Here is a 26,737-nt window from a genome sequence, read left to right as displayed (position 1 = left end):
TTATTCCCTCCTAAATTTAATGTTCAAAAATCTCTTACCGTACTCTCGGAATATACTATTAACACCAAGTTCATAGGATTTTAGAAGTAAATCCGCGTCCTTTGAAGGCTCTTGTTCAAAGGAGATTGAAATGTACCCGTCATCTTCATTCTGATCACAAGTAAATCTATCCTCGGTAAATCTTTCAAGCGAATTGATAAGATTTATCGTAAGAACAGATATCGCAGCACATACAATATCTTCGCCGCTGTCGGCAAAACCTGCATGTCCGCTACACTCAATTCTCTTATATGAATCTGCCATAGATTTGGTAATTGTAATAGTAGTCATTATTCCGCTTTGTAAATAAATTACATAGTGATCTTGTTAATCTTAACAAGTGTGAAAGGCTGTCTGTGACCATTCTTCTTGTGATAGCCAGTCTTTCTCTTGTACTTGTAAACAACAACCTTCTTAGCACGGCCCTGCTCAACAACTGTTCCGCTAACCTTAGCTCCGCTAACATCGCCGGCAACCTTAAGTGCCTTGTCATCATTTACTGCAATAACATTGTCAAATGTTACTTCTTTTCCGGGCTCTACATCAAGCTTCTCTACTTTGATCTCATCGCCCTCGGAAACTTTGTACTGCTTTCCACCAGTTACAATAATTGCGTACATAAGTTACCTCCTTCTTCAAAAAACTCGCTAACTTTGGCGGGATAAAACCACTTAAGCCTAGTTATGCGGCATACCAAGATATAATATCACTGATAAATACTGTTGTCAACAGCTTTTTCGACATCCTTCAATATTTCTTTTAACGTTTTATCGTTTTTGTTTCGAGTAAGCTCCATAATGCCAAGCCCCGTCACATCTATGAAAACCGTATGTACCTGTTCATATTTGCAAAAGGCTTTAACTTTATGTATCAATTCTTCGTATTTTTCCTCGTCGTTCATATTGATAAAATCGATGAGGATCATTCCTGTGAGATTCCTAAGGCGAATTTGCCTGAATATCTCATTTACCGCTTCAAGGTTTACCTTAAAGGCTATGTCATCTTTTCCCTTAATGGCCTTACCTGTATTTACATCAATCGCATTAAAGCTCTCAAGCTGCTCAATTATGATATATGCTCCGCTCTTAAGCCAGACTTTGCGGTGTTTCAAATCTTCAATCGCCGACTTTATCCCATGAATGCCCGTATCTTCTATAACAGAGAATTCCGTTTCGCCTCTGATCTTAAGGAAAGCTTCGGCATTTTCTATGAGCTGCCCGGTACTTCCGCTATCGGATCTGTGAATGCAACTGTATAGCGTTCTGTTTCTTCCTTCTGAAAGAATATCCGCAAGTTTATCAAGACAAGTTTTAAATGAAGCTTCGATCACATCACACGCTTCTTCATCTGCTATTTCGGAAGACTTCGTTCTTATGATGATCCCTGCCGTCGTATCCGAAAGCTTCTCGCGGTACTCATCCATTATGTTTTCATAATCAGCCTTTATCTTATCGGAAAGAAGCGCTCTGATATTGTCGGATAACTTTATTGATGAACCGACGCCGTATTTTCCGAGGGTCACGGCAACATAATCATCCGAAACAGAAAGATTTGTCGTAAGCTTGGTCTTCTTGGTCTTTACAGCCTCAGATTCAACCTGAACAATAACGTCGTCACCGTTTTTCAGAGTATCATCGCTTCCAAATGCGCGGCCTATAACGCAAGCGCCTGTTATGTTTTTGAGCGGTAGATATCCGGTCTTGTCCTTATCGTACCTGACAAATGCTGCGCCGATATTTTTAACTATATGATCGACTTTTGCGACATATATGTTTCCAAGTTCGTTCTCTCTTACAAAAGAAAGAAACTCCATCTTGTTGCCTATAAACGCAGTAACGACCGGCGTATTTAAATATTCGGAAACTATGATCTCAGACATTTAAATAAAACCTCTTTTGGATATCATCTGTTATAAATGGCTCAATATAAGGTTTTCCGTCATTCTCAACATATCTGTAGATATCGAGCCTGTGTATAGCCATGGCGTGAGGAGCAAGTTCCTCTTTGATATGGTCAAAAAAGCCCTGTAACAAAAGCGCCGGCTTTAAAGTCGCACTGCTGCTCATGCTGAGCAAGAGCTCAATGTATCTTTCTTCCTTGTTAAAAGAAAAATCAAATATCAAGGGCTTCATATCAATTTCTTTTTCGCCCTTTTTGGTCTTCTTCATGGCAGGAAGTTTATCAAGCGCCAGATATTCTCTGAATTTCTCAATCCAGTCATATGTAGGCATGAATTTTTCTCTGAAAGAGATCCTGTATTTTGCGGCATATGCAGCGGTCATCGCCTTCTCATCGTTATCCGAAAGCTCTCTTATAGCGATGATTTCGATTCCCTCGTTCATGACAGAGTTTAATCTGTTCATAATATCTTCGGCGCTAACCATGCTATTTACGGAAATATCCATGTATTCACCGTCGCTTGTCGCGCCTACACTGAGAGGCTGGGCAAAAGATATGATCTGATGCGGGCTGAAACCTTCAGAATACTTGATATCAACCTCAGCTCTTCTGATAGCCTTCTGAAAGTATCTCATAACATCAAGATGGCCGATAAATTTGATCGGGCCGTTTTTGGAAAATTTAAGACGTAATTTATTCATTTAAACTTATTATCCCTTTTTGTTCTCAAAGCAGACTCCGACACCGTATGATGCGGCTCCGCAGCCAAGACAGCCGTTTCTGCAATTGCTTGATTTATTGCCGGCAAGCGCATTTTTCCATTCGCGAAGAAGGAAATCTTTAGTGACTCCGCAGTTTAATATATCCCAAGGAAAAACCTCGTCGTCGCCTCTTTCCCTGACTGTATAGAACATAGGATCAACTCCGCATTCCTTAAAGGTATCCATCCATACGTCGAATTTGAAATATTCTCCCCATGCATCAAAAATACAGCCTTTTTGATAAGCTTTAAGAATAACGTTGCAAAGCTTTCTGTCTCCTCTTGCAAGAACACCTTCCATCATACTTGCATCAGCTTCGTGCCAGTTGTACTTAATATGCTTCTGGTTAAGCTGGGACATAATGCCTTTTCTTGTCTTATTTGCCTTTTCAAGGAATTCTTCCTTTGTATTCATAGGCGCCCACTGGAACGGAGTAAACGGCTTGGGAACAAAGAAAGACGTACTTGCAACAATATCAATGGTCCTTCCGTTTCTTCTTTCCTTCGGAACGGTATCAAAATACTCGGCGGCGACTTTATTGGCTATTTCGCCGATTCCGAGTATATCTTCATCGGTTTCTGTCGGAAGTCCCAGCATGAAATAGAGCTTAACCTTGTTCCAACCTCCGAGAAACGCTTCGTGTGAGCCTCTTAAGATATCTTCTTCTGTAAGTCCCTTATTGATAACGTCTCTCATCCTCTGAGTTCCGGCCTCGGGCGCAAATGTAAGACTGCTCTTTTTTACATCCTGAACCTTACTCATTACATCAAGAGAAAACGCATCGATTCGAAGAGACGGAAGTGAAATGTTTACCTTTCTCTCATTACAGCTCTTTATCAGGAAATCAATGAGCTCCGGGAGCTTGGTATAATCACTTGAACTTAATGAACTAAGTGAAATTTCTTCATAACCGGTATTTTTTAATGACTCTATCGCAAGTTTCTTGAGGTGCTCAACATCTTTTTCCCTAAGTGGCTTGTAAAGCTGTCCCGCCTGGCAGAATCTGCAGCCTCTGATACAGCCTCTCATGATCTCGAGCACAACTCTGTCCTGAGTTATCTTGATATAAGGAACAACGGGCTTTGTTGGGTAAAAAACATTTGATATTTCTAAACACATTTCTTTTTTAATGGTTTTTGGAATATCATCGTATATCGGAAGCATGGACTTTATCGTGCCATCTTCCTTATATTCAACATTATAGAGCCCCGGAACATAGATACCGGGCATCTTTGCGCACGCATGAAGGAAATCTTCCCTTGAAGTTCCGTCGGCCTTACACTTTTTATAAAAATCAAAGATCTCTCTGTATCTTGTCTCGCCTTCGCCTATATAGAATATGTCAAAAAAGTCTGCGATAGGCTCGGGATTGTATGTGCACGGGCCTCCGCCTATGACAATCGGATCGTCCCATGTCCTGTCCTTTGCAAGGAGCGGAATCTTTGAAAGATCCAGAATCTGCAGAATATTTGTGTAACACATCTCATATTGCAAAGTAAATCCAAGGAAGTCAAAATCCTTGATAGGATCCTGAGATTCCAACGCAAAAAGAGGAATGTCCTCTTTTCTGAGGACCTCATCCATGTCGAGCCACGGCGAATAAACGCGCTCACACCAGACATCCTCAAAAGAATTGAACATTCCGTATAAAATCTGTATTCCCAGATGTGACATACCAATCTCGTAAACATCAGGAAAACACATGGCGAAACGAATATCAACCGCTTTTTTATCCTTTGTAATGCTGTTGACCTCGTTTCCTATGTATCTCTCAGGTTTTTCGATACTTAAAAGTATGTCATCTGACAGTGCTAAATTGTAATTCATATTTTTCCCTTATCGTCTTGACAGTTCGTCGGTAATATCCTCCCAGCTGACATTTTTTTCAGCCATAAGGACCATCATATGATACAGGAAATCAGAAATTTCGTAAACAATTTCTTTTTTCTCGGGATTCTTTGAAGCAATAACAATCTCTGTAGCTTCTTCTCCGAGCTTCTTAAGAATCTTGTCCACGCCCTTGTTAAACAGGTAATTTGTATAAGAGCCCTCTCTGGGATTGACCTTTCTGTCTTTAATAACATCGTATACGCTGTCGAGAACCTTCTGAGGATTCTTCTCCGTATAGTTCTTGCTTGCAATCTCATTAAAGAAACAAGAGTACTTTCCTGTATGACATGCAGCTCCGATCTGCTTGACCTTTGCAAGAATCGTATCGTAATCACAATCTGTGTAAAGAGATTTCACATACTGATAATGTGAGCTCGTCTCGCCTTTTATCCAGAGCTCATTGCGGCTACGGCTGTAATATGTCATCTTACCTGTCTTGATTGTTGTGTTATAAGCTTCCTTGTTCATATAGGCAACCATAAGCACCTGATCGGTACGGTAATCCTGAACAACAACCGGAACCATTCCGTCTGAATTCTGCTTGAGCTGATTCCATGAAAATGCAGCTTCAAGTCTGAATACCGGAATTCCCTCGCTCTTGCAGACATCCTTCCAATCATTTATCTTTGCGTAGTTCTTATTTACATAAGTTCCTGTAACGCCCTGAACTTTTTCATTCTTAAGACTTTCTACAAGGCCGTTGTCATCGCAAGTTTCAAGGAATAATACAACGGGTAAAAGAGAATTCGTCTTAAACTTACCTTCATCTCCGATAAATATAAGCTCTGAAGCAAGCTCATCCACATTTTCGATATCATCTGTAATATCCTGAGGATTGCTGTAGCAAATGCCTATCTTATCTTTTCCGAATTTGCTTGAAACTTCTTTAAGGATTTCTCTGTTGCCCTCTTTTGAATAATTAAGAAATGCTTTCTTGCATCCGGCGTATATGAGCTTCTTGATATCCTCCATGCGCTTAACGTTTCCGGCACCCATTACTTCAACGTCTACAGCTTTGCATATCTTCTGAAGCATATGAAGTGAATCTTCATGGAGTTTATCGTCTCCCTCAGGTGAAAGATCAAAGACTATGATCTCATCTGCGCCCGCGTCTGAATAAGCCTCAGCAAGGGCTGCAGGGTCTTCACTGATAACATCTGATTTTTTAAAATCTGACCAAGCCTTATTTTCACACAGATAAATGCAGGGAATAAATTTCTTATTGTCATTCATAATATTAGAGGGCTCCTTTTGTACTAAGTACATCTTTTATTCTGGGATCGAAACATGTAGCTTCATCAAGCGACTTGGCAAAAGCCTTGAACATAGCTTCAATCTTGTGGTGTTCGTTATATCCTGTTATCACTCTGAGGTGAATGTTCATCATCGCAGCATAAGAAACCGCATAGAAAAACTCACTTACAAGCTGTGTATCGAAATCTCCGACCATAGGTGCATTAAACTCGGCATCCATAACAAAATAAGGTCTTCCGCAAAGATCCACAGCACTCATTACAAGTGTCTCATCCATAGGAAGGATCTTGCTTCCGTATCTCTTTATGCCCTTTTTATCACCGATAGCTTCAAGAATCGCCTGTCCAAGCACAATTCCGGTATCCTCAACCGTGTGGTGTCCGTCGACATCAAGGTCGCCTTTAACCTTCACCGTAAGGTCAAAAAGACCGTGTCTTGCAAATCCTTCGAGCATATGGTCAAAAAAACCGATTCCTGTTGAAATATCACTCGTACCTGTTCCGTCAATATTGATGGTAACAGTAATCTGAGTCTCTTTTGTGTTTCGGGTAACACTTGCAATTCTGTTATCCATAGCTTGTGTCTCCTTATAGTTAAGTACAAAATGTTGTTGTTTTTTGAGTACGGAAAACCGTAAACTTGCATTTTATGGACTTTTTAGAAAGTACACTTGCAATTTTAAAACAATTATATACAATTGCAAATATGTATTATCGATATTTACGATATCATGCAATATAATAACAGTCGCAATAAATCACTCAAATCTGACAGCTATAGAGTTTGCATGTGCTGTAAGTCCTTCTTCTTTTGCAAATAGTTCGATATCTTCGTGAACCTTGCTGAGAGCATCTCTCGAATAAGAAATGATGCTTGTTTTCTTCATAAAATCGTCAACATTTAAAGGTGAGAAGAATCTTGCCGTCCTGTTTGTGGGAAGAATGTGATTGGGGCCTGCAAAATAATCTCCGAGAGGCTCAGAAGAATAAGCTCCAAGGAAAATAGCTCCCGCATTCTTTATCTTTGTCATAACTTCATACGGATCTTTTGTAATGATCTCAAGGTGCTCTGATGCGATCGCGTTTGCTGCATCTACAGCGGCATCCATATCATCCGCTATGAAAATATATCCGTAATTATCAAGAGATTTCTTGATGATATCTGTTCTTGAAAGTTCCTTCAAAAAGCCTTCTATCTCTGCAGAAACATCATTTGCAAGCTTCTCTGAAGTAGTAACCAGTATTGCACTTGCAAGTTCATCGTGTTCAGCCTGTGAAAGAAGATCTGCGGCAACGTATCTTGCATTTGCGGTCTCATCCGCAACAACAAGAATCTCACTGGGGCCTGCGATAGAATCAATAGAAACATGTCCGAAACATGCCTTTTTTGCAAGAGCTACGAAGATATTTCCGGGACCTGTGATCTTATCAACCTTGGGAATACTCTCTGTTCCAAATGCCATAGCGGCGATAGCCTGAGCTCCGCCAACTTTGTAAACTTCTGTAACACCTGCGATATCTGCAGCAACTAAAGTTCCCGCATTTACCTTGCCGTCTTTACCGGGAGGTGTGCACATAACAATTCTCTCAACGCCTGCAACCTTGGCAGGAACAACATTCATAAGAACGCTTGAAGGATAAGCAGCCTTACCGCCGGGGACGTATACACCCGAAATCTCGATGGGAAGAATTCTCTGACCGAGGATACTTCCGTCTTCTCTTGTGTCAATCCATGAATTTCTCTTCTGCTTCTCGTGGAATACGCGGATGTTCTCGGCACTCTTTTTCATTACTTCAACAAACTTAGGATCAAGTTCCTTGTAAGCAGCCTTGATCTCGTCCTCTGTAACCCTGATATTTGAAGCGCTGAGTTCGCTCTTATCAAACTTAAGAGTGTATTCGAAAACAGCCTTATCGCCGTTTTTCCTTACGTTATCAATTATATCATTAACAATAATCTCATATTCTGTGTAGCTTCCGGGATTTCTGTTTAAAAGATTTCCAAGGAGTTCGCTCTGTGTTTCTTCTGTAAGCTTTAATGTACGCATATCTTATAAATTCTCCTTCATAGCATTGATGAGCTTTCTGATTCGCTCGGTTTCCATCTGCATGCTAACCTGATTAACGATCACTCTTGCAGACAACGGACAAATTTCTTCAAGAACCTCAAGTCCGTTCTCTCTAAGCGTAGAGCCTGTTTCAACTATATCCACGATAACATCCGACAGATTAACGATAGGTCCAAGTTCAACAGAGCCGTTAAGCTTGATAATATCTACAGTTTGATGCTTTTTGTTAAAAAAGTAATCCTTTGCGATATTGGGATATTTGCTCGCAACACGGATCATCTCACGATGCTCCAAAAGACGCTTCGCATCATGCGGTCCGCAGACACACATTCTGCATTTTCCGAATCCGAGGTCCAAAACCTCATAAACGCGCCTGTTTTCTTCCAGGATAGTGTCCGCACCGATAATTCCGATGTCTGCGGCTCCGTACTCAACATAAGTCGGTACATCGGGGCCTTTTGCAAGGAAGAACTTGAGGCCGAGTTCCTCATTGGTAAAAATAAGTTTTCTCGTCTTTTTATCAAGTACTTCTTCGCATTCAATCCCGCATTTATTTAAAAGTTCCATTGTGTCTTTAACAAGTCTGCCTTTTCCAAGTGCAAAAGTTAAGTATCTCATGTCTCCTCCGATCATTCTGCCTCCAAAGCAACGTTTGTGCCATTTTGTCTAAGTTCTTTTGCTTTGCTGAGCATTTCTTCAAAATTATCCTCGTTATATGTGATTACAACGCGCTCAGATTCATGCTCAACTGTAGCATTCTGTCTGTAAAGCGCAGACATAAGATCGTCGATTATGATCGAGAATCCGATTGAAGGAGCATCTGCTCCGTACTTTCCGAGAAGATTGTCGTATCTTCCGCCTTTTGCAATAGCATCTCCCACGCCGTATGTATACGCAAGGAAGATCACTCCTGTGTAATAATTGAATCTGCTGAGGATTCCAAGGTCAAAAGAGACATATTTTTCAACACCATAATTGGTAAGAACCCTGTAGAGATCCTTAAGTCTCTTTATCGCATCAAGTGAACGCTTATTGCTCACTTCGCTTTGTGCCTTATCAAGAGCCTTGTCTGTTCCGATAAACTCAGCAACCTTACCGATAAGACCGCGGTATTTCTCAGGAACGTTTCTCTCGCTCAAAATTCCTTCAACAGCAAAAATATTCTTGTCGATAATCTGCTCTCTGATCTCTTCCTCAGTCTCGGCATCAATTCCGGCTTCCTCGCAGATTCCCTTGTAGTAATCAGCATCACCGATACTGATCTGGAAATTTGTAAGTCCCGTGCTCTTAAGTGCCTCTATCAAAAGAGCTATATTCTCGGCATCGGCATAAACAGATGAATCGTTCATAAGCTCTACACCGATATTGTTATTCTCTTTAAGTTTACCCTGAAGACTTGATGTATTAAGGAAAGTCTTACCGTTGTAGCATACTCTGACAGGCTTTGAATCTTCAAGCATCACCTTTGATGCACATCTTGCAATCGCAGGTGTGAAGTCGGGTCTTAAAACCAATGTATTTCCGTCTTTATCAAAGAACTTGTAGAGTTCACGTGCGTCGGAAGCATTTATCTCCTCTGCAAAAACATCAAAAAACTCGAATGTAGGTGTGTCGATATCGCTGTAACCATAGCTCTTTATAACGTTATGAATCTTATTTTCAACGATAAGTCTGTCGCTATATTCACTACCGTAAATATCACGTACTCCGTCGGGAGTATGTAGAAGAACTTTATTCATAAAAACCTCGCTTAATTTAAATGTCATTTTAAATAAAAATCTTTATATATACTTTAGAGACGCGCAGTAAAAAATATTTTCACTTTAGTATTGCGCAGTGCTAATTAATTACTATACTACAGAGTTTAACATCAATTTTATAAAGCTGTCAATCACTTTTGTTATCTGGCATCCAAGTCTTTTTGGAGTGCTTCCAGATAAGGAATAAGGAGACCATTTTCACCCGGAGATCTGATCACATAATCTTCGTCAAGTTCCTCGTGCCTGAAACTTTTTCTTCCGCCGTTCTCCGCTCTTTCCCAGAATTCATACAGCTTTCTGAACGGGAGATAATAAAATTCATTAAGTCCTGTGTAATATATGAGAAAAAAAGCTACTCCCTCCTGCTTTTCAAAGTTTTTCATAAATTCAACCTGATGAGGATGGATATTTTCGAGAGCAAACGTCTCAGCCGCGCACTCTTTTGCATCAAAACAAACGGGAATTCCCTGCACAACGCCTATATAATCGACGGTACTCTTTTGATCAAAATAAGCAAGCGTGATATGCCTCGTACTCTTATCAATCTTTATAGGCGTGATCGGAGTCGGAATCTTCTGGATAAGCGCAAGCGAAAGCTCATTGTATCTTTCGTTAGTCCTGTTTATAAGTTCTTCCAAAGTCGAGCCTCGAAGTCCCCTCGATTTCCATGTAGGCATATTTTTCCCCTTTTATTCAAAGAATCTGCGCAGCAGTGCCTTTTTATCAGTCAAAAAATTTATCGTAAACATCGGGAAGATCAGTCTTAAACTCTCTTCCCCTGATATTTTCAAATTCATCGGGCATATCATCCGGAAAGCATACCCTGTAGCAAAAAAGAAGCTGATGATTAATTCCTTTGTACGTCTTTCCTCCGTATTTCACATCGCCTATAAGCGGATGGCCTATACTCGATAAATGCGCCCTTATCTGATGTGGCTTTCCTGTAATAAGCTTAACTTCAAGCATTGTAAGATCCGCATCTTTGTTATATTTAACCGGAACAATTTCCGTTTCTATATAAGAATATCTGTCATCATGAGGATCGTCTTTTTTTATAAAGACTTTGTTTTTCTTCTCGTTTTTATAAAGAAATCCCTTCAGATAAATATTCTCAGACAGATTGCCCGAAACAATAGTCCTATAATATTTATCAAGGTTTCTGGTCTTTAGAAGCGCATTCATTATCCTTGCGCCCGAAAGCGACTTTGCGCAAATGACGATTCCGCCTGTATTTCGGTCAAGCCTGTTGCATATGGACGGCTTGTAGATATCAAGCTCTTTTGTCGCTTCGCTGTTCATGGACAAAAGGTATTCAATAAGCCAGTCATTTAAACTGATATCTTTAGGAGAACTCTTTTGCGAAAGGAGTCCTACAGGCTTTGAAGCAAGAAGAATATTGTCATCTTCATAGACAACCTTCACATCCCCGTATTTAGAAAGATCTATCTCTTTTTCAGAATTCTTAGAACTCTTAATAGCGTCAGAATTTACTTTGAATTTCGCGAATGTTTCATCAGAAAAAAAGATCTTAATAAGATCGTTTTCTCTGAGTTTCTCTGTTCCATCGGCTTTCTTGCCGTTAAGAGTTATATTCTTTTTACGCAGCATCTTATAGATAAATCCGCTGCCAGCTCCGGGAAGATACCCTTTTAAGAAGCTGTCCAGGCGCTTTCCAGCCGCATTATTTCCGATTTTAATTTCTTTCATGATTATCCTTATAATGAAATGGACAAAAGAATTGATGCCGGAGTTTGTGTTGTTCCGGGAATCCAGCTCTCTTCAATAGCTACAGGATCGATACCCTTATCTGCGCGCAGTTTCTCAAGCTGAGTAAGTCTGTCGCAGAATTTATCAATATCTGTAAATATCTTTATGCTGTGGTTTGAATAACCGCTCTGAGCGATCATCTTCTTGATGTGCTTCTCACAGTCAATCTCATCAATATCTTCATCAGATGAATAGCAGCAAATATTCTTATCAAGAACAGTTGATGCCGATACATAGAAGTTTTTGTCATAAGAAGTTATAACATGATCGTAGTGTATAAGAAGGCCGCCTCTGCAGGCTTCAATCTTATTTTTGTCGCTCTCTATGCAGCCCTTTGCTTTAATGAACATTATCATATTTACTGCGCTCCAGCCCGTAGGAAGACAGCCGAGGGCCGCGATAATACTCATTACATTCTTTTGAGAGCCGTATTTCCAAAGACCAGCCACGTATATCCCGACAGTAATTGCAAGACTTATCACCGTCCTGATAATCGCAGCATTTTTCCTGTATTTGATATAACCAAATTCGCCCTTATATACTCTGTGCAGATTCAATTTATTCACCCTCTTATTTTAAAGCCCTAATTTCTTCATCTCTTCATTCGTAAGAGCTCTGTATTCTCCGGGCTCAAGTTTTTCATCAAGAAAAAGCGGCCCCATTGAAAGTCTTTTGAGAAAAAGAACTTCATTTCCGACCGCTTCAAGCATTCTTTTAACCTGATGAAAACGGCCTTCATGAATAGTAAGTTCGATAACGGGATGCCCGTCAAGGTCTGCTTCCTTTGCGCAAACACGCGCAGGAAGCGTAGCCTTAACGGAACCGTCATCGTTTTTATCACCGATATCAACTCCGTCAGAAAGTCTTTTGATATCATTCTCAGAAAGCTCATGGTCAATATGAACTTCATAGACCTTATCTACGTGCTTTTTTGGAGATAACAGCTTATGTATCAAAACGCCGTCATCTGTTATCAAAAGAAGCCCTTCGGTGTCAATATCGAGTCTTCCGCAGGGACTTAGATCCCTTATATTTTCTTCCTTCAGAAGGTCAAGTACCGTTGTGTTTCTCTTATCATTTGTCGCAGACACTACTCCTGCCGGTTTATACAGCATGAAGTAGTGAAAACGTGCATAAGAAAGCACTTTCCCATCGAAAGCAATCTCATCGGAATTTTCATCAATGTGTACGTCAGGTTTAACGACAACAACGCCGTTAACCGTACAACGACCGTTTTTCAAATATTCTTTTATCTGTTTACGGGTTCCTAAATTGTGGTCACCCAGATATTTATCGAGTCTCAAGATCAATAATCCTTTACAGGAACAGCGTTACTTTCCTTGCCAAGTTCATAGATATTGTATGAACGGCATACGATAACGGGATTCTCATAACCTGTGGGAACCTTTACATTATAGGACTGTGTCTCCTTAGATCTGTCCCACATCTGGAAAGGACTGAAAGTCTTACCACCGTCATAACTGTATGCAAAATAAGCAACAGGACTCTGGTTATCCTTTGTAGTCATCTGAACAAGAACGTTTCCGTCCTTCTTGCTGGATGCAAGAACCTTTATCTCACAAACATCGGGACCTGTCTCATCCTGACGAACAGGGCCTGCGGGTGCGGGTGTGGGATCATACTTAAATCCTGAGAAATCAGCACCTGTCTTTGAAGACTTAAGCTTGAAATACTTTGCAACAGCCGTTGCATCCTTTACACCGAGCTGAACATAGAAGTTAGGTGACTTAACCTTCTGAACATCATAACCGTGATCGATGTAAGCGTGCTCGATGATTACACCGGGAATATTTCTTGCCGTACATGCTCTGATAACGCCATAGTAATCTACGCCCTTAGAACCGATTTTGGTCTTTACGCCCTTCTGATATACTCCGAGGCTTCCGAGCTCTGCAAGCTCGATTTTACCAAAATCCTGTCCCTTCTGGTACTGATTACCGAATGCCGATGTCCAAACTTCACATCCGTAGAAATTATGATCCTTGGATGCATTGAAATGAAGACTGAACAAGAAATCAGCATTTACGCTCTGTGCAAAAGCAGCTCTGTCCTCAAGTGAAAGACCCTGATCCGCACTTCTTGTCAAATATACAGTTACATTGTCGTACTTCTCAAGTTCTGCCTTCATTGAATTAGCAACAGTAAGGTTGATATTTTTTTCAATAAGACCGTTATACTCCGCACCACGGTTGTCCGCGCCGTGACCGGGATCGATAACGATAACTACCGGCTTGTCAGCTGCGTTTGAAGTAACTGTGGTTGTCGGCAATATGCCGCTAACCGACAATAAAACAGCTGTAGCAATTGTTGCGATACATCTTCTCATACTACTCTCCTCTTTCTTTCTAAAACTAACTGTGGTTCCTGCCAAAAAAATGTAAAAAGCTGTCGCAAATAAGCGGCAGCTTAGATATTCCGTTTATCCGTTTAGCATATCAAGGTTAATGGCTTCCTGTTCCGTTATACCCTGAACCTGTTGCTCTTCGGTGGCAGCTCCTTCTGCGGGAACTGTGCTTGCCGGAACAGCCTCGGGCGGTCTGAGATCGGCCCTGTTGGATTTGATAACCTCACCGTACTGGGTAAGAGCTGACAACACACTGTCTGTACTCTGTGAGATCTCTTTTACCATATTGATGCTGTTCTGCTTTATAGTCTCAACAATATCATCGGTGCTCTTACTTGTGACATCGATTGACTGTGTGATGATGTCCTCAACTCCTGCAAGGAGCTGGTCTGTATACTGTACAGCTGCCGATTTCATGCTGTTAGCTTCAGTCATAGCGTTGTCCAGGATTTCTTTTGCCTGAACAGCGGCCTGTGAAACGACTTCATTGGCCTGAGCATAAGCTTGCTGCATAATCTCATGCTCATTTATAAGTTCATTTGTTTTTATTGTAGCCTGATTTACGATATCTTCGGCTTTTCTGCGCGCATCGTTTAAGATGGCTTCTTTGTTGCTGATGATTTTCTGATATTTCTTTATCTCTTCGGGAGTTTTTGAGCGAAGTTCACGTAAGAGCTCGTCAATCTCCTCTTTATTGACAATAATCTTTGTCTGTGACAAAGGCTGAGGCTTACAATTATCGATATAAGTCTCTATCTCATCAATTAACTGCTCGATTTTGCTGGTCATTTATACATCCCCCTGATCTTTCTGTTTTTCAAACTTTTGGTATAGAGCTTTTGCGACAAAATCTGAAACACAAGGTGATATATCACCTTTATAACTTGCGACCTCTTTTACCACAGAGCTGCTAAGATATGAGTATTTGATATTAGTTGTGAGGAAAACCGTATCGACCTCATCGTGCGACAGTTCCTTATTGGTCTGCGCGATCTGGAGTTCATATTCGAAATCGGTTATCGCTCTTAATCCTCTTATAACAATATGAATGTCTTCTTTTTTGCAATAATCGATCAAAAGTCCGCTGAATGATTCGACAACTACATTATCAATTCCGATTACGGATTCTTTAATCATTTTAACACGTTCATCCAGTGTGAACAATGGAGTTTTCGCTGAATTACACATTACGGCAACAATAACTTTGTCAAACATTGAAGCCGCACGTTTTATAATGTCCAAATGTCCGTATGTTATGGGATCGAAACTGCCCGGATAAACCGCTGTTTTCATAGCGCTTCCTTTCTATACAAAAAGACATGCTTATTTGTTTTATATTCTTTTTCGCGTCTGACTTCAAAACCGTAATCTTCAGCGAATGAAAAATCCATATCAGCCGAACTCTCAACAATTATCATTGTATGTTCGGTCACATATTTCATCGTGCCAAGCTGTGCAAGCGTTCTCTCGTAGAGCCCTTCATGATAAGGAGGATCGAGGAAAATAATATCAACTTCTTCCTCGTGAATATTCCTAAGTCCGATAACAACGTCCTGCTTAAGGACTGTGGCATCTTCTTCAAAATGCGTCGTCTTTAAATTCTGCAAAATGCACTTATAAGCCGCCGCGGCGTTTTCGATAAAATACGCTTTGGACGCGCCTCTTGAAAGCGCTTCGATACCAATTCCGCCGCTTCCCGCAAAAAGATCGAGAAATACAGCGCCCGGTACTTCGTTCTGGATCATATTAAAAAGTGTTTCTTTTATCCTGTCCTGAGTCGGTCTGGTATCGTTTCCTTCAGGGGTAACGAGCTTCAGCCTTCTTGCAGTTCCCGCAATTACTCTCATATCCTTACCTTTGTTCCCTTAGTATCTCTGCTTGTTATCTTAAGATGGGCAAGCTCCAGCTTTTTACTGTTGTGCTCAACAGTCATTTCTTCAAGGTCATTCAGATAATAAACGTCTCTTACAAAATCATTTTTTCCAAGTCTCATTCCGCGAACGCCGACAGCCGTCTTCTTTTTCTCGGGAATCGTATCAACCGGGAATCTTAAGAAATAACCATCCTCTGTTCTAAGTATAACAGTCTTTTGCTCTTTAAGCACTTCTACACTTACAAGTTCATCGCCGTCCGTAAGTTTTGTCGCTGCAACGGTTCTCTTGGAAACATCGAATTCGCCGCCGTTTACCGTCTTCATCATAGATGACTTTGTGGTAAAGATAAGTCTGTAGAGATTAAGCTCAGACTGGCTTGCGACAAGAACGACACTTTCTTCGGAAGCGTTGTAATTGCTCACATTATCGATCGGAACGCCCTTATCCCTCATTTTTCCTTGAGGAAGGTCCATAGCCTTTATGGTATGCAGGTTACCTGCACTTGTGAAAAGACATACTTTTCCCGTGTTCTTCATCACAAACGAATACTTGAACTCGGCTTCGATAGTCTCTTTGTTTCTCTCATATGTTGAAGCATCGATTGTCTTTGCATATCCGAATCTGTCCATGATAAATGCAACATCGATCTCCTCAACGGGCTTTTCTTCATATACGGCATTTTCCCTGTTATCGATAACAGTTTTTCTCTTTGCCTGATACTCTTTCTTGATCTTGCCAAGTTCATCCTGTATAACCATGGACATTGACTCGTGACTTTCAAGAATATCCTCGTATCTGTATATGTTTGCGACCGTTTGCTCGTGTTCCTTGATAAGAGCCTCGAGCTCAAGTCCTATGAGCTTGTATAAACGCATCTCAAGAATGGCATCAGCCTGTCTTTCGGTAAAAAGAAGCTGCGCAGCCATTGCTTTTGATTCTCTTGATTTAAAGTTAATGCCTTCGGTAACACCGTTTACAAGGCAGTTCTTAGCCATAGCCCTGTCTTTTGAACCGCGGAGAACCTCGATTACAAGATCAATCACATTGCAAGCCTTGATAAGACCTTCCTGGATCTCTTTTTTCTCCTGTTCCTTCTTAAGAAGGGTTGTATACTTTCTTGTTGCTATCTCAAACTGGAAGTCTGCGCACGCCCTCATGATATCCCTAAGAGACATTGTCTCGGGACGTCCGTTGTCGATAGCAAGCATATTAACGCCGAATGTATCTTCGAGCTTAGTCTTCTTGTAAAGAAGATTTGTGAAGTTCTCGACATCTGTATCTTTCTTAAGTTCAATAACGATTCTTACACCTTCTTTTGAAGACTGGTTTGAGATATCGATGATGTCGTTGGTAATCTTCTTTTCAGCAAGCTCGGCAACATCAGCCATGAACTTACCGATTCCCATACCGATCATAGTGTAAGGAATCTCTGTGATGACAAGATTGATATGTCCGTTTTTGCCCTTTTCAGTTTCGACCTTACCTCTTAACCTGATCTTACCGGTACCTGTCTCGTAGATATTAAGAAGCTCGTCCTTGTTGATAACAACGCCGCCTGTCGGAAAATCAGGTCCCTTAATATACTTCATGAGCTCTTTTGTCGTAAGAGAGTCATTCTGTATATATGCAATCTCGGCGTCTATTACTTCAGCGAGATTGTGCGGAGGCGTGCTTGTTGCCATACCTACCGCGATACCTTCCGAACCGTTTATAAGAAAGTTCGGTATCTTAACGGGAAGAACCGAAGGTTCTCTCTCGGTCTCATCAAAGTTTGGAACAAAATCAACCACGTTCTTGTCGAGATCTTCAAGGAAATTCTCCTGAGTAAGCTTTGAAAGTCTTGCCTCGGTGTAACGCATTGCAGCAGCGCCGTCGCCTTCAATATTTCCAAAGTTACCGTGACCGTCAACAAGAGGAACAATCTTTTTAAAATCCTGAGTCATAACGACGAGACAGTCATAAATTGAGCTATCGCCGTGAGGGTGATATTTACCCATGGTATCGCCGACAATTCTCGCACTCTTTCTGTACGGTCTGTCATATCTGATACCGAGTTCATACATATCGTATAAAGTTCTTCTCTGAACAGGTTTTAATCCGTCTCTTATATCAGGAAGCGCACGAGCAACGATTACGCTCATGGCATAGTCTATGAACGACTTTTGCATTATATCCGAATACTCGGTCCTTATAATTCTGTCTTCCATATTTTCCCCTTTAAATATCTAACTCAGCATCTGTTGCGTGCTGATGAATAAATTCACGTCTCGGAGGAACATCCACTCCCATCAAAAGCTCGGTCATCTGAGAAGCCATCTTGGCATCCTCAATCTCGACCGCTTTAAGAAGTCTTCTCTCGGGATCGAGGGTTGTTTCCCAAAGCTGCTCGGGATCCATCTCACCAAGACCCTTGTACCTCTGAAGGGTGAAGTTTCCTTTGTGTGTATTTCTGTATTTTACAAGAGCATTGTCATCGTAGAGATACTCTTCCTTGCCTCTTGCAGGCATAGCCTTATAAAGCGGAGGCATAGCAATATAGACATGTCCCTGATATATAAGCTCGGGCATGAATCTGTAGAAAAGAGTAAGAAGCAGTGTTGCAATATGCTCACCGTCTACGTCGGCATCAGCCATGATTATGATCTTGTCATATTTAAGCTTATTTATATCAAAGTCATTGCCGTATCCTTCGGAAAATCCGCATCCGAAAGCATTGATCATTGTCTTTATCTCAGCGTTTGCAAGAACCTTGTCGATACTTGCTTTCTCAACGTTAAGTATCTTACCTCTGATAGGAAGGATGGCCTGATAATTTCTGTCTCTTGCCATCTTCGCACTGCCGCCCGCGGAATCTCCCTCTACGATGAAGATCTCGCATTTAGACGCATCCTTACTTATGCAGTTTGCAAGTTTTCCGTTTGAATCAAAGGAATACTTCTGCTTTGTAAGCATGTTTGTCTTGGCTTTTTCTTCCGTCTTCCTGATCTTTGCAGCCTTTTCCGCGCAGCCGATGATAGACTTAAGCGTCTCAAGATTTCGGTCAAAAAATCTTGTCATCTCATCGCCTGTTATCTTGGAAACGATCTTTGCCGCATCTTGATTATCAAGCTTAGTCTTTGTCTGGCCTTCAAATCTCGGATCGGGATGCTTTATGGAAACAACGGCAGTCATACCGTTTCTAACATCTGTTCCCGTAAAGTTTACGTCTTTTTCTTTTAATATATTAAGTTCACGGGCGTACTGATTGATTATGTTGGTAAACATAGTCTTAAAGCCGGTAAGGTGCGTACCACCCTCGGCATTATAGATATTGTTACAAAAACCGAGTACATCCTCATGGAACTCATTTACATACTGGAAAGCAACTTCGACTTCCACGCCCTCACTCTCGCCTCTGAAAGCGATAACATCGTGAACAGCCTCTTTTGACTTATTCATATCGCGAATAAAGCCTGTAATACCGTCCGGCTCATGGAACTGTGTATATTCCTCGACACCGGGTCTTTTATCCTCGAATATTATTGTCAGTGAAGGATTGAGATAAGACGTCTCGTGAAGCCTTGATTTGATATCGTCTTCCTTGAATCTTGTCTTTTCAAAGATGGTATTGTCGGGAAGGAAATTGATCGTTGTTCCCGTTTCCTTTGTTGTGCCGATCGGCTCCAAAAGGCCGTTCTTAAGCTGTGTTGTGGGAATACCTCTCTCATAGGTATCCTGATAGATATATCCATCTTTAAAGACTTTAACGCTCATTCTTGAAGAAAGCGCATTAACAACCGATGAACCTACACCATGAAGTCCACCGCTTGTCTTATATGAATTATTATCAAATTTACCGCCGGCGTGAAGTGTTGTCAGAACGATACGTTCAGCCGTCACTCCCTTTGCGTGCATACCGACGGGAATACCTCTTCCGTTATCGGAAACTGTTGCGGAACCGTCTGCTTCCAAAGTCACCTTTATCAAAGTACAAAATCCGGCCAAATGCTCATCTACCGCATTGTCCACAATCTCATACACAAGGTGATTAAGGCCTCTTGTGGTTACGCTTCCGATGTACATTCCGGGACGTTTTCTTACCGCCTCAAGACCTTCAAGGACAGTAATACTGGAAGCATCATATTCATCGTATGAAGCCATATAATTTAAACCCCTTTTCAAAACTTTTTGTATTATGAGCCTTTGTTATGCTCTAACTCAAAAATGTAACTTTCTCGTTACCGTTACAGCGAGCGCGCCGGGACCGATGTGGCAAGCGACGGAAAGAGAAAGCGGATCCATGTGAATATTCATTCCGGGAAACTCTTTTTCGAGCTCTTTCTTCCACTCGTTTGCTGTGTCGATATCCTTTGTATAGGCAGCAGCTATCCAGTAGTCATTGGCTTCCTTGCCGCCAAAACGCGTCTCGATATCGTTCTTTATCGCATTTATCATTATGCTCTTGCCCTGACTGCTTGTTCTTGCTTTGGCAAAAGCATCAAGTTTCTCGCCCTGAATCTGAAGGACGGGTTTAAGTCTGAGGAGTGTTCCGAGTGCTGCGGCAGCAGGTGTGATCCTTCCGCCTTTTTTAAGATAATAAAGCGTATCGAGCATAATATAGATACTTGACTCGAACTTGGTATCCATGAGCTTCTGAACAATTTCTTCCGCAGAGTAGCCTTTTTCAGCCATATCTCTTGCGTCAATTGCAGACTGTCTCTGTGTTACGGATATTCTCTGGTTATCAACCACGAATACCTTGCCCTCATACTCTTCCTGGGCAAACATGTATGCACTCTGACAAGAGCCCGAAAGTCCCGAACTCATTGGAATATAAACGATGCTCTCATGATCTTTCAAAAGCTCGTCCCAAATTTTCATAAGAGAATCAGGAGTAGGCTGACTTGTAGAAACGTTGGCATTGTCGCCAAGCTTCTCATAGAACTGCTCCTGTGTAAGATTTATATCTTCAAAGAACTCTTCTTCGTCAATCATAAAAGGCATGGGAACTACATGAATGCTAAGTTCCTTTGCCTGTGCCTGCGTTATTCCGCTGTTACTGTCTGTTAATATCGCTATTTTTGCCATAAATATTCATCGGTAAAAAGCCGATATTCCTCCTATTTTCAACCTAATCAACTAAAATAATATTACTTTTATAAAGTAGTAAAGTCAACAAAATTTGCCGATTTAGTACTTAACGTACTTCTAAGTACACTATATTGTATATCGTCAAGATTCGGATCTTCGGCTAAAATTCTGTCCGCGTCCATCGACGCCTCCTTCAAAAGGTCGCTGTCATGATAAATATCTCCGACCCTGAAATTAAGTTCTCCGCTCTGCCTTAGTCCGAACAATTCTCCGGGGCCTCTCTGCCTTAAATCTTCCTCCGCAATCTTAAATCCGTCATTTGACTTGTTCATTATATCAAGGCGATTTTTGGCATCATCAGACTTTGATGTGTTCAAAAAGATGCAATATGACTGCGCATTCCCTCTTCCCACGCGTCCTCTGAGCTGATGAAGCTGCGAAAGCCCAAATCTCTCGGCATTTTCTATCATCATAACCGTTGCGTTCGGAACATTGATTCCGACCTCGATTACCGTCGTTGAAACAAGAACATCTATATCCTTACGCGCGAAGGCTTCCATTATATCATCCTTCATCGAAGGTTTCATCTTACCGTGAAGCATTGCAACGGAAATATCGGTCGGAAGCATGGATTTGAGCTTGTCCGTATAGTCCGTAACGTTCTCAACGCCGTCAAGCTCGCCTTCTTCGACCATTGGACATATCACATACGCCTGATGTCCCGCTTTTACCTGGTCGCAGATAAATTTATACGCGGTATTTCTGTAATCTGTTCCCACAACGCAGTTCTTGATCGGAATTCGGCCACCCGGAAGCTCGTCGATTATGGAAATATGAAGGTCTCCATATAAAATAATGGCAAGCGTCCTCGGTATAGGTGTCGCGCTCATTGCCAGAACATGGACGTTTTCTCCCTTGCCTGCAAGAGCTTCTCTTTGGCGGACGCCGAATCTGTGCTGCTCATCGGTTACGACAAGAGCAAGGTTCTTGTACTCGACTTTATCCTGTATAAGCGCATTTGTTCCGATGATGCAGTTTACTTCGCCTTCTTTTATCATCCTCTGCGCTTCTCTCTTATCTTTTGCAGAAAGAGCTCCGGTCAAAAGAACCGGTTTAAGGCTTGTAAGTCCGTATTTCTCGATCATTTCCTTGAAACTCTCAAAATGCTGGGCCGCAAGTACCTCCGTAGGCGCCATTATTGCTCCTTGATAGCCGTTTGCGGCAGCAGTTAAAAGAGTAAGAAAAGCAACCACGGTCTTTCCCGATCCCACATCTCCCTGAATAAGCCTGTTCATGACATACGGACCGGAGATGTCGTTTATGATATCGTTATACGCATTAAGCTGCGCATTTGTAAGTTTATACGGAAGTTTTTCCAAAAAACGCTTTGCCTCTGCAACTTCCATCATGGGAAATGTATTTTTGTTTTCTTCTTGAAGCTTTTTTAAAAGGCGAAGTTTTAATACAAATATGAAAAATTCGTTATAAGCAAGCCTTCTTCTTGCCTGCTCCAAAGAAGCTTTGTCTTTTGGAAAGTGGATACCGTAGATGGCATCAAAAAAGCTCATAAGTCCAAGTCTTTTGATGATATCTTCAGGAACAAATTCTTCGAATCTGCCCGCGTTATTAAACGCCTTCTGAACAGCCTTTGTCACGGTATTGTTGCTAAGACTCTTTACAAGAGGATATCTTGGCATAAGTTTGCCGCATAGAGCCGCATATTCTTCAGGTTTATACATCTTAGGCTGGTCTATGGTAAAGAAGTTACCTTTTTTCCTGACTACTCCTCTGAAAATATGTGTCGTTCCGGATTTTAGGGAGCTTGCAAGGTAAGGCGCATTAAAATAAGTCATCTTAACTCTGCCTGTCTGATCTCCGCCTTCAAAAGAAATGATAGAAAGATTTCTTATCCTTCTTTTCATAATGCTTCCGATAATTGTAAGAGAAACGGCGCAGACTTCACCTTCCACAAGTTCTGATGCGCGAATGGGAGCTTTGAACTCATCATAAGTTCTGGGAAAATAGTATATAAGGTCTCTGCACGTGAAGACACCGCACTTATTAAAGAGTTTCGCCGTCTTTTCTCCGATTCCTTTTAGATTTTCAACAGATTCTGTAAGTTCTCTTTCTCCCATACCGGTCCTCGTTTTAGATAAAAATTATGTCTTATGTAAAGTAAATATAATGAAAAAGCCGGGCTTTATTGCCCGGCCGGTATATACAATAATTACTCAGCTGAAATAACGTAGTAATAAATAGGCTGTCCACCGTTTTGAAGCTCAACGTCGCACTGAGGATATTTCAAGGTAATCCTATCCTTAAGATCCTGAGCATCACTTTCTTTGATCTCATCACCATAATAAATACTGATAAGCTCGAGATCGTCATTCATCATCTTGTTGAGCATGTCAAAAGTAACATCGGACATGTCAGTACCAACAGAAAGAATTCCGGAATCGCCGATTCCCATGAAGTCACCCTGTTTGATCTGAACATCATCAATAACAGTATCTCTTACGGCGTAAGTAACTTCACCGGTCTTAACTGTTGTGATAGCTTCTGTCATTGCAGCTACATTGTCATCAATCGGAATGTCAGGAACATAGTTTATGATCGCAGTAACACCCTGAGGTACAGTCTTTGAAGGAACAACAATTATCTTCTTATCCGAATCATCATCCTCAGACATGATTGCAGCCTGATTTGCAGCAAGGATAATGTTCTTATTGTTGGGAAGAACGATTACTGTATCTGCATTAACCTTCTCAACCGCATCAAGAATATCTGCGGTACTGGGGTTCATTGTCTGTCCGCCCTCGATAACGTAGTCAACGCCAAGACCTCTGAAGATCTCGGCAAGACCTGCACCTGCGCATACAGTAACAAATCCTACATCCTTACGAGGCATCTTGGGCTCTTCTTTAGGAGCAGGCGCTTCAGCCTTTGTCTCAGGCTCTTTTGCAGCCGCAGTATCAACCTTAGCATTTTCTTTTGTCTCTGTCACAGTCTCAGCCTTAGCGTCAGACTTATTCTCAGAAACAGCCGATGAATCTACTTTTCCTGCAAGAGGAATATTCTCATCATTAGGTTCATATGTAGGAGTGAGCTCAGCTGCTCCGTTTATCTCTGTCTCGATCTCTGCCCATGAACCGTCTTTGTTTTCATGGAAGAGCTTCTCTCTGTGTTCCATTCTCATGTTGTCGATCTTCATATTGGAAAGCTGACCGTACATGAGAGCTCTCTGGATCGCAAGTCCGGGGTCGTTTGAATGAACGTGAACTTTGCAGATCTCATCATCGGCAACAAGAACGATACTGTCACCGATAGACTCAAGGAATCCCTTGAAGTCAATTTCCTGTTTTACATTAAGAGGCTTGTTCAAAAGAACTATAAACTCGGTACAGTAACCGAATTTGATATCAACCTCTTCCTGAGCAGATTCTTTTGCCCTTGCACCGGGGGTAACCTGCTCTTCAGTGATAGAAAGATCTATCTCTTTTCCAAGGAATCCGTCAAATGCTCCCTTGAGCACCTGAACAAGTCCCTGTCCGCCTGAATCTACAACACCGGCTTGTTTGAGAACAGGAAGCATCTCAGGAGTCTTTGCAAGAACTTCCTCGGCATATTTAATAACTTCATCGCAAAAATAAGTGATATCTGTTGTGCCTTCTACAGCGAGTTCGTGAGCCTTCTCTCCGGCACCCTTGGCAACCGTAAGGATTGTTCCTTCCTTCGGCTTCATAACTGCCTTATATGCAGTCTCAACAGCCTTGTCAAAAGCTTCTGCAAGTATTGCCACATCAACTTCATCATGCTGCTTAACAACTTTGGTAAATCCTCTAAGGAGCTGTGAAAGGATAACACCCGAGTTACCTCTTGCACCTCTCAAAGAACCTGAAGAAATAGCTTTACAAATTGCTTCCATTGAAGCGTTGTCGCCCAGATTTGATACTTCTTTTGCCGCAGACATGATAGTCATTGTCATGTTGGTACCTGTATCACCGTCCGGAACGGGGAAAACATTGAGTTCATTTATCCATTCTTTTTTCGCTTCCAGATTCTTGGCGCCGCTTAAAAACATCTTAGCCAGCAGTTTAGCGTCAATTATATTATTACTCAAAACAAAATTCCTCCTAGAACTTGATCTCTTGGCTTAATCAATCACGCGGACACCTTCGATGTAGATGTTGATCTTCTCGATTTCAAGCCCCGTAAATTCCTCTACTTTATATTTTACATTGTCGATCAAATTGTCTGAAACAGCTGAAATGCTAACCCCATAAGCAACAATTACATGGAAGTCAAGTATCAGTTTGTTATTTGCATCAAGAGAAACGTTGATTCCTCTTGTCATCGAATCAATCTTAAGAAGACTCACAAGTCCGTCTTTTACATTAACATTTGCCATCCCAACAATACCGAAGCACTCCATTGCTACAGCTCCTGCGTACTGAGCGATTACTTCGTTGTCAATAGATATACTACCCATGTGAGTATTCATAGAAGAAGCCTTCATATTTACCCTCCTTAATACCCGAAGCTCTTTAATTCTCATGGAGCTCCGTTTTAGCATACACATGTATTATAATAGCAATTTATCGAAAAATAAACCATATAATTTTTAGCGACATATTTTTTCGTATATTTTGCTTGCAATTCTGTTTTTCTTCTGCTAATATATCAATGTTGCGGATATTTGCAATAATATGCTATTGAACGAACATGGCTTATAAGGAGGTGTCAAAATGGCTAAATGTGATATTTGTGGCAAAGGCGTTCATTTCGGTAACAATGTAAGCCATTCTCATAGAAGATCTAACAGAGTTTGGAATTCAAATGTTCACCGCGTTGCTGTTAAAGTTAACGGCGGCACAAAGAGAATCCACGTATGCGCTAGCTGCCTTAGATCTAACAAGGTTGAAAGAGCTTAATAAGATCAAAAATTAAACCACCCTGATGGGTGGTTTTTTGTTGTAGATTTTTTAATATAAAAAGAACAGCCCCCTCATACATCCGGAGCTGTCCGTATAATTAAAACAGTTTATTAGTCTCATACTACTGAAGGAATTGAGATTCCGTGTTCAGAAAGTAATTTTTCGGTTGCCGACAAATCGAGTCCAAGCTCTTCTGCAGCTTCACCAAGTGTAAGCTTGCCCTTTTTTACCAAGGAAAAAACTGTATTTTGTTTCCCTTCCGTTTTTCCTTCTTCTCGTCCTTCTTCTCGTCCTTCTTCTCGTCCTTCTTCCTTCATTAGCTCGCCCCATTTAATCTCATCAAACTCAGTTAAGCACATATCAACAACCTCCTTTCTATGGATTGTCAAAAACTCTTTTAAAACATTATTTTTTATGCAATCTTCAACAGATTTATTGACTGCATCTTTAATATTCATTGTTTTATTGTTTTCAATTACCTCTTCGACAAAAGTCGAATATTCCTTTAGCATCCGACATTTTTCAAGAATATCTCTGTTTTTGTCAGCACGTATATTGATCATCGTAGCTGTCCATTCGAATTTTCCGGGCTCTGTTTCACCAATAAAAGCAGATGATAGCTTTAGCTCAATTACATCATCCGGCATCTTGGACGAATCACCATTATAAAAAACAATATACTTTGGAGCCGGAATTCTTACAAGTTTGGACATATATAGGCTTTCCGTATTAGGTAAAATTTTTCTGTATAAATCTGCAAAATACAGCAAGCCTCTCAATGGCATATTCGGATTATATGTACTCTGATGCTCATATAAACTAAGTGATGAATCAAATATAAATGAAACATCATTCTTGGCTTTCATGTAAATAACATCTTCCAGCGTTGTAAATTCAAGTTCATCCTCATTTGTATATGATGTACCATTTACTGCATTATATAAACTAAGCGCATTCTCTTTGCTTTCTCCAAAAAGTTTTCTAAAAATAGTGTCTTTATAATTTTTGTTTATCTTTACATCCTTGTTAGCGGTCATGAATCATCTCCCTATAGTC

Annotated in this window: 26 protein-coding genes; 1 reads left to right on the top strand and 25 read right to left on the bottom strand. The window is 41.0% G+C overall.

What is annotated here, in order from left to right; genetic code table 11:
* From CD00_RS0104535 to CD00_RS0104420, 24 genes are all read right to left on the bottom strand, one after another.
* Nucleotides 1-330 (bottom strand): ribosomal-processing cysteine protease Prp, encoded by a 330-nt coding sequence (locus tag CD00_RS0104535; RefSeq protein ID WP_026654867.1) that lies wholly within the window; start codon nt 328-330, stop codon nt 1-3.
* Between the two features lie 20 nt (nt 331-350).
* On the bottom strand, nt 351-659 hold the full coding sequence (gene rplU / locus CD00_RS0104530) for a 50S ribosomal protein L21 (RefSeq protein ID WP_026654866.1): 309 nt from the start codon (nt 657-659) through the stop codon (nt 351-353).
* Between the two features lie 86 nt (nt 660-745).
* The gene (locus tag CD00_RS0104525) at nt 746-1,918 is read right to left on the bottom strand and encodes a ribonuclease E/G (RefSeq protein WP_026654865.1); all 1,173 of its coding nucleotides are present in this window, start codon (nt 1,916-1,918) and stop codon (nt 746-748) included.
* The gene (locus CD00_RS0104520; RefSeq protein WP_026654864.1) at nt 1,911-2,639 is read right to left on the bottom strand and encodes a TIGR03936 family radical SAM-associated protein; all 729 of its coding nucleotides are present in this window, start codon (nt 2,637-2,639) and stop codon (nt 1,911-1,913) included. Before CD00_RS0104520 ends, CD00_RS0104525 begins: the two co-directional genes overlap by 8 nt.
* A 9-nt stretch (nt 2,640-2,648) precedes the next feature.
* Entirely contained in the window at nt 2,649-4,526 is a 1,878-nt protein-coding gene (locus CD00_RS0104515; protein WP_026654863.1) for a TIGR03960 family B12-binding radical SAM protein, read from the bottom strand.
* A 9-nt stretch (nt 4,527-4,535) separates the two neighbouring features.
* A complete protein-coding gene (gene hisIE / locus CD00_RS20550) occupies nt 4,536-5,822 on the bottom strand; it encodes a bifunctional phosphoribosyl-AMP cyclohydrolase/phosphoribosyl-ATP diphosphatase HisIE (protein WP_026654862.1) in 1,287 nt (428 codons plus the stop codon).
* Between the two features lie 4 nt (nt 5,823-5,826).
* Entirely contained in the window at nt 5,827-6,417 is a 591-nt protein-coding gene (gene hisB, locus CD00_RS0104505) for an imidazoleglycerol-phosphate dehydratase HisB (protein WP_026654861.1), read from the bottom strand.
* Nucleotides 6,418-6,600: 183 nt separating this feature from the next.
* Nucleotides 6,601-7,890, bottom strand: a complete 1,290-nt coding sequence (gene hisD / locus CD00_RS0104500; RefSeq protein WP_026654859.1) for a histidinol dehydrogenase — start codon at nt 7,888-7,890, stop codon at nt 6,601-6,603.
* Between the two features lie 3 nt (nt 7,891-7,893).
* Nucleotides 7,894-8,529 (bottom strand): ATP phosphoribosyltransferase, encoded by a 636-nt coding sequence (hisG, locus tag CD00_RS0104495; protein WP_026654858.1) that lies wholly within the window; start codon nt 8,527-8,529, stop codon nt 7,894-7,896.
* 11 nt (nt 8,530-8,540) lie between these two features.
* Entirely contained in the window at nt 8,541-9,650 is a 1,110-nt protein-coding gene (gene hisZ / locus CD00_RS0104490; RefSeq protein WP_026654857.1) for an ATP phosphoribosyltransferase regulatory subunit, read from the bottom strand.
* Nucleotides 9,651-9,811: 161 nt separating this feature from the next.
* The gene (locus tag CD00_RS0104485; protein ID WP_026654856.1) at nt 9,812-10,348 is read right to left on the bottom strand and encodes a Holliday junction resolvase RecU; all 537 of its coding nucleotides are present in this window, start codon (nt 10,346-10,348) and stop codon (nt 9,812-9,814) included.
* Between the two features lie 46 nt (nt 10,349-10,394).
* Nucleotides 10,395-11,378, bottom strand: coding sequence for an RluA family pseudouridine synthase (locus CD00_RS17180; RefSeq protein ID WP_051594078.1), 984 nt, complete (start codon nt 11,376-11,378; stop codon nt 10,395-10,397).
* Between the two features lie 8 nt (nt 11,379-11,386).
* Nucleotides 11,387-12,004, bottom strand: a complete 618-nt coding sequence (locus CD00_RS0104475; RefSeq protein ID WP_207640447.1) for a hypothetical protein — start codon at nt 12,002-12,004, stop codon at nt 11,387-11,389.
* Nucleotides 12,005-12,013: 9 nt separating this feature from the next.
* On the bottom strand, nt 12,014-12,745 hold the full coding sequence (locus tag CD00_RS0104470) for a pseudouridine synthase (protein ID WP_026654854.1): 732 nt from the start codon (nt 12,743-12,745) through the stop codon (nt 12,014-12,016).
* Complete coding sequence (locus CD00_RS0104465; RefSeq protein WP_026654852.1) at nt 12,745-13,785, bottom strand: N-acetylmuramoyl-L-alanine amidase family protein; 1,041 nt, start codon at nt 13,783-13,785, stop codon at nt 12,745-12,747. The genes CD00_RS0104470 and CD00_RS0104465 overlap by 1 nt, the downstream gene beginning before the upstream one ends.
* Nucleotides 13,786-13,878: 93 nt before the next feature.
* A complete protein-coding gene (locus CD00_RS0104460; protein WP_026654851.1) occupies nt 13,879-14,592 on the bottom strand; it encodes a hypothetical protein in 714 nt (237 codons plus the stop codon).
* A complete protein-coding gene (gene coaD / locus CD00_RS0104455) occupies nt 14,593-15,096 on the bottom strand; it encodes a pantetheine-phosphate adenylyltransferase (protein ID WP_026654850.1) in 504 nt (167 codons plus the stop codon).
* Nucleotides 15,093-15,650, bottom strand: a complete 558-nt coding sequence (gene rsmD, locus CD00_RS0104450) for a 16S rRNA (guanine(966)-N(2))-methyltransferase RsmD (protein WP_026654849.1) — start codon at nt 15,648-15,650, stop codon at nt 15,093-15,095. Before rsmD ends, coaD begins: the two co-directional genes overlap by 4 nt.
* Nucleotides 15,647-17,884, bottom strand: a complete 2,238-nt coding sequence (locus tag CD00_RS0104445) for a DNA gyrase/topoisomerase IV subunit A (protein ID WP_026654848.1) — start codon at nt 17,882-17,884, stop codon at nt 15,647-15,649. Before CD00_RS0104445 ends, rsmD begins: the two co-directional genes overlap by 4 nt.
* A gap of 10 nt (nt 17,885-17,894) precedes the next feature.
* On the bottom strand, nt 17,895-19,817 hold the full coding sequence (locus CD00_RS0104440) for a DNA gyrase/topoisomerase IV subunit B (protein ID WP_026654847.1): 1,923 nt from the start codon (nt 19,815-19,817) through the stop codon (nt 17,895-17,897).
* A gap of 57 nt (nt 19,818-19,874) precedes the next feature.
* Nucleotides 19,875-20,744: a DegV family protein gene (locus CD00_RS0104435; protein WP_026654846.1), complete on the bottom strand. Its 870-nt coding sequence runs from the start codon at nt 20,742-20,744 to the stop codon at nt 19,875-19,877.
* 68 nt (nt 20,745-20,812) lie between these two features.
* Complete coding sequence (gene recG, locus CD00_RS0104430; protein ID WP_026654845.1) at nt 20,813-22,882, bottom strand: ATP-dependent DNA helicase RecG; 2,070 nt, start codon at nt 22,880-22,882, stop codon at nt 20,813-20,815.
* Nucleotides 22,883-22,974: 92 nt separating this feature from the next.
* Nucleotides 22,975-24,867, bottom strand: a complete 1,893-nt coding sequence (locus tag CD00_RS0104425; RefSeq protein ID WP_026654843.1) for a DAK2 domain-containing protein — start codon at nt 24,865-24,867, stop codon at nt 22,975-22,977.
* A 33-nt stretch (nt 24,868-24,900) separates the two neighbouring features.
* Nucleotides 24,901-25,263, bottom strand: a complete 363-nt coding sequence (locus CD00_RS0104420; protein WP_026654842.1) for an Asp23/Gls24 family envelope stress response protein — start codon at nt 25,261-25,263, stop codon at nt 24,901-24,903.
* Between the two features lie 229 nt (nt 25,264-25,492).
* Between CD00_RS0104420 and rpmB the strand changes: the two genes are divergently transcribed.
* Entirely contained in the window at nt 25,493-25,678 is a 186-nt protein-coding gene (gene rpmB / locus CD00_RS0104415) for a 50S ribosomal protein L28 (protein WP_026512990.1), read from the top strand.
* 119 nt (nt 25,679-25,797) lie between these two features.
* Here the strand turns inward: rpmB and CD00_RS0104410 are convergent, their stop codons facing one another.
* Nucleotides 25,798-26,718 carry a hypothetical protein gene (locus CD00_RS0104410; protein ID WP_026654841.1) on the bottom strand — a complete coding sequence of 307 codons (921 nt, stop codon included), beginning with the start codon at nt 26,716-26,718 and terminating at the stop codon, nt 25,798-25,800.
* Nucleotides 26,719-26,737 lie beyond the last annotated feature (19 nt).

The sequence above is a fragment of the Butyrivibrio sp. AE3003 genome (genome assembly GCF_000686065.1).
Lineage (GTDB): Bacteria > Bacillota > Clostridia > Lachnospirales > Lachnospiraceae > Butyrivibrio > Butyrivibrio hungatei_A.
The sequence above is the reverse complement of the archived record's forward strand: the minus strand, read 5'-3'. Positions and strand labels throughout refer to the sequence as shown.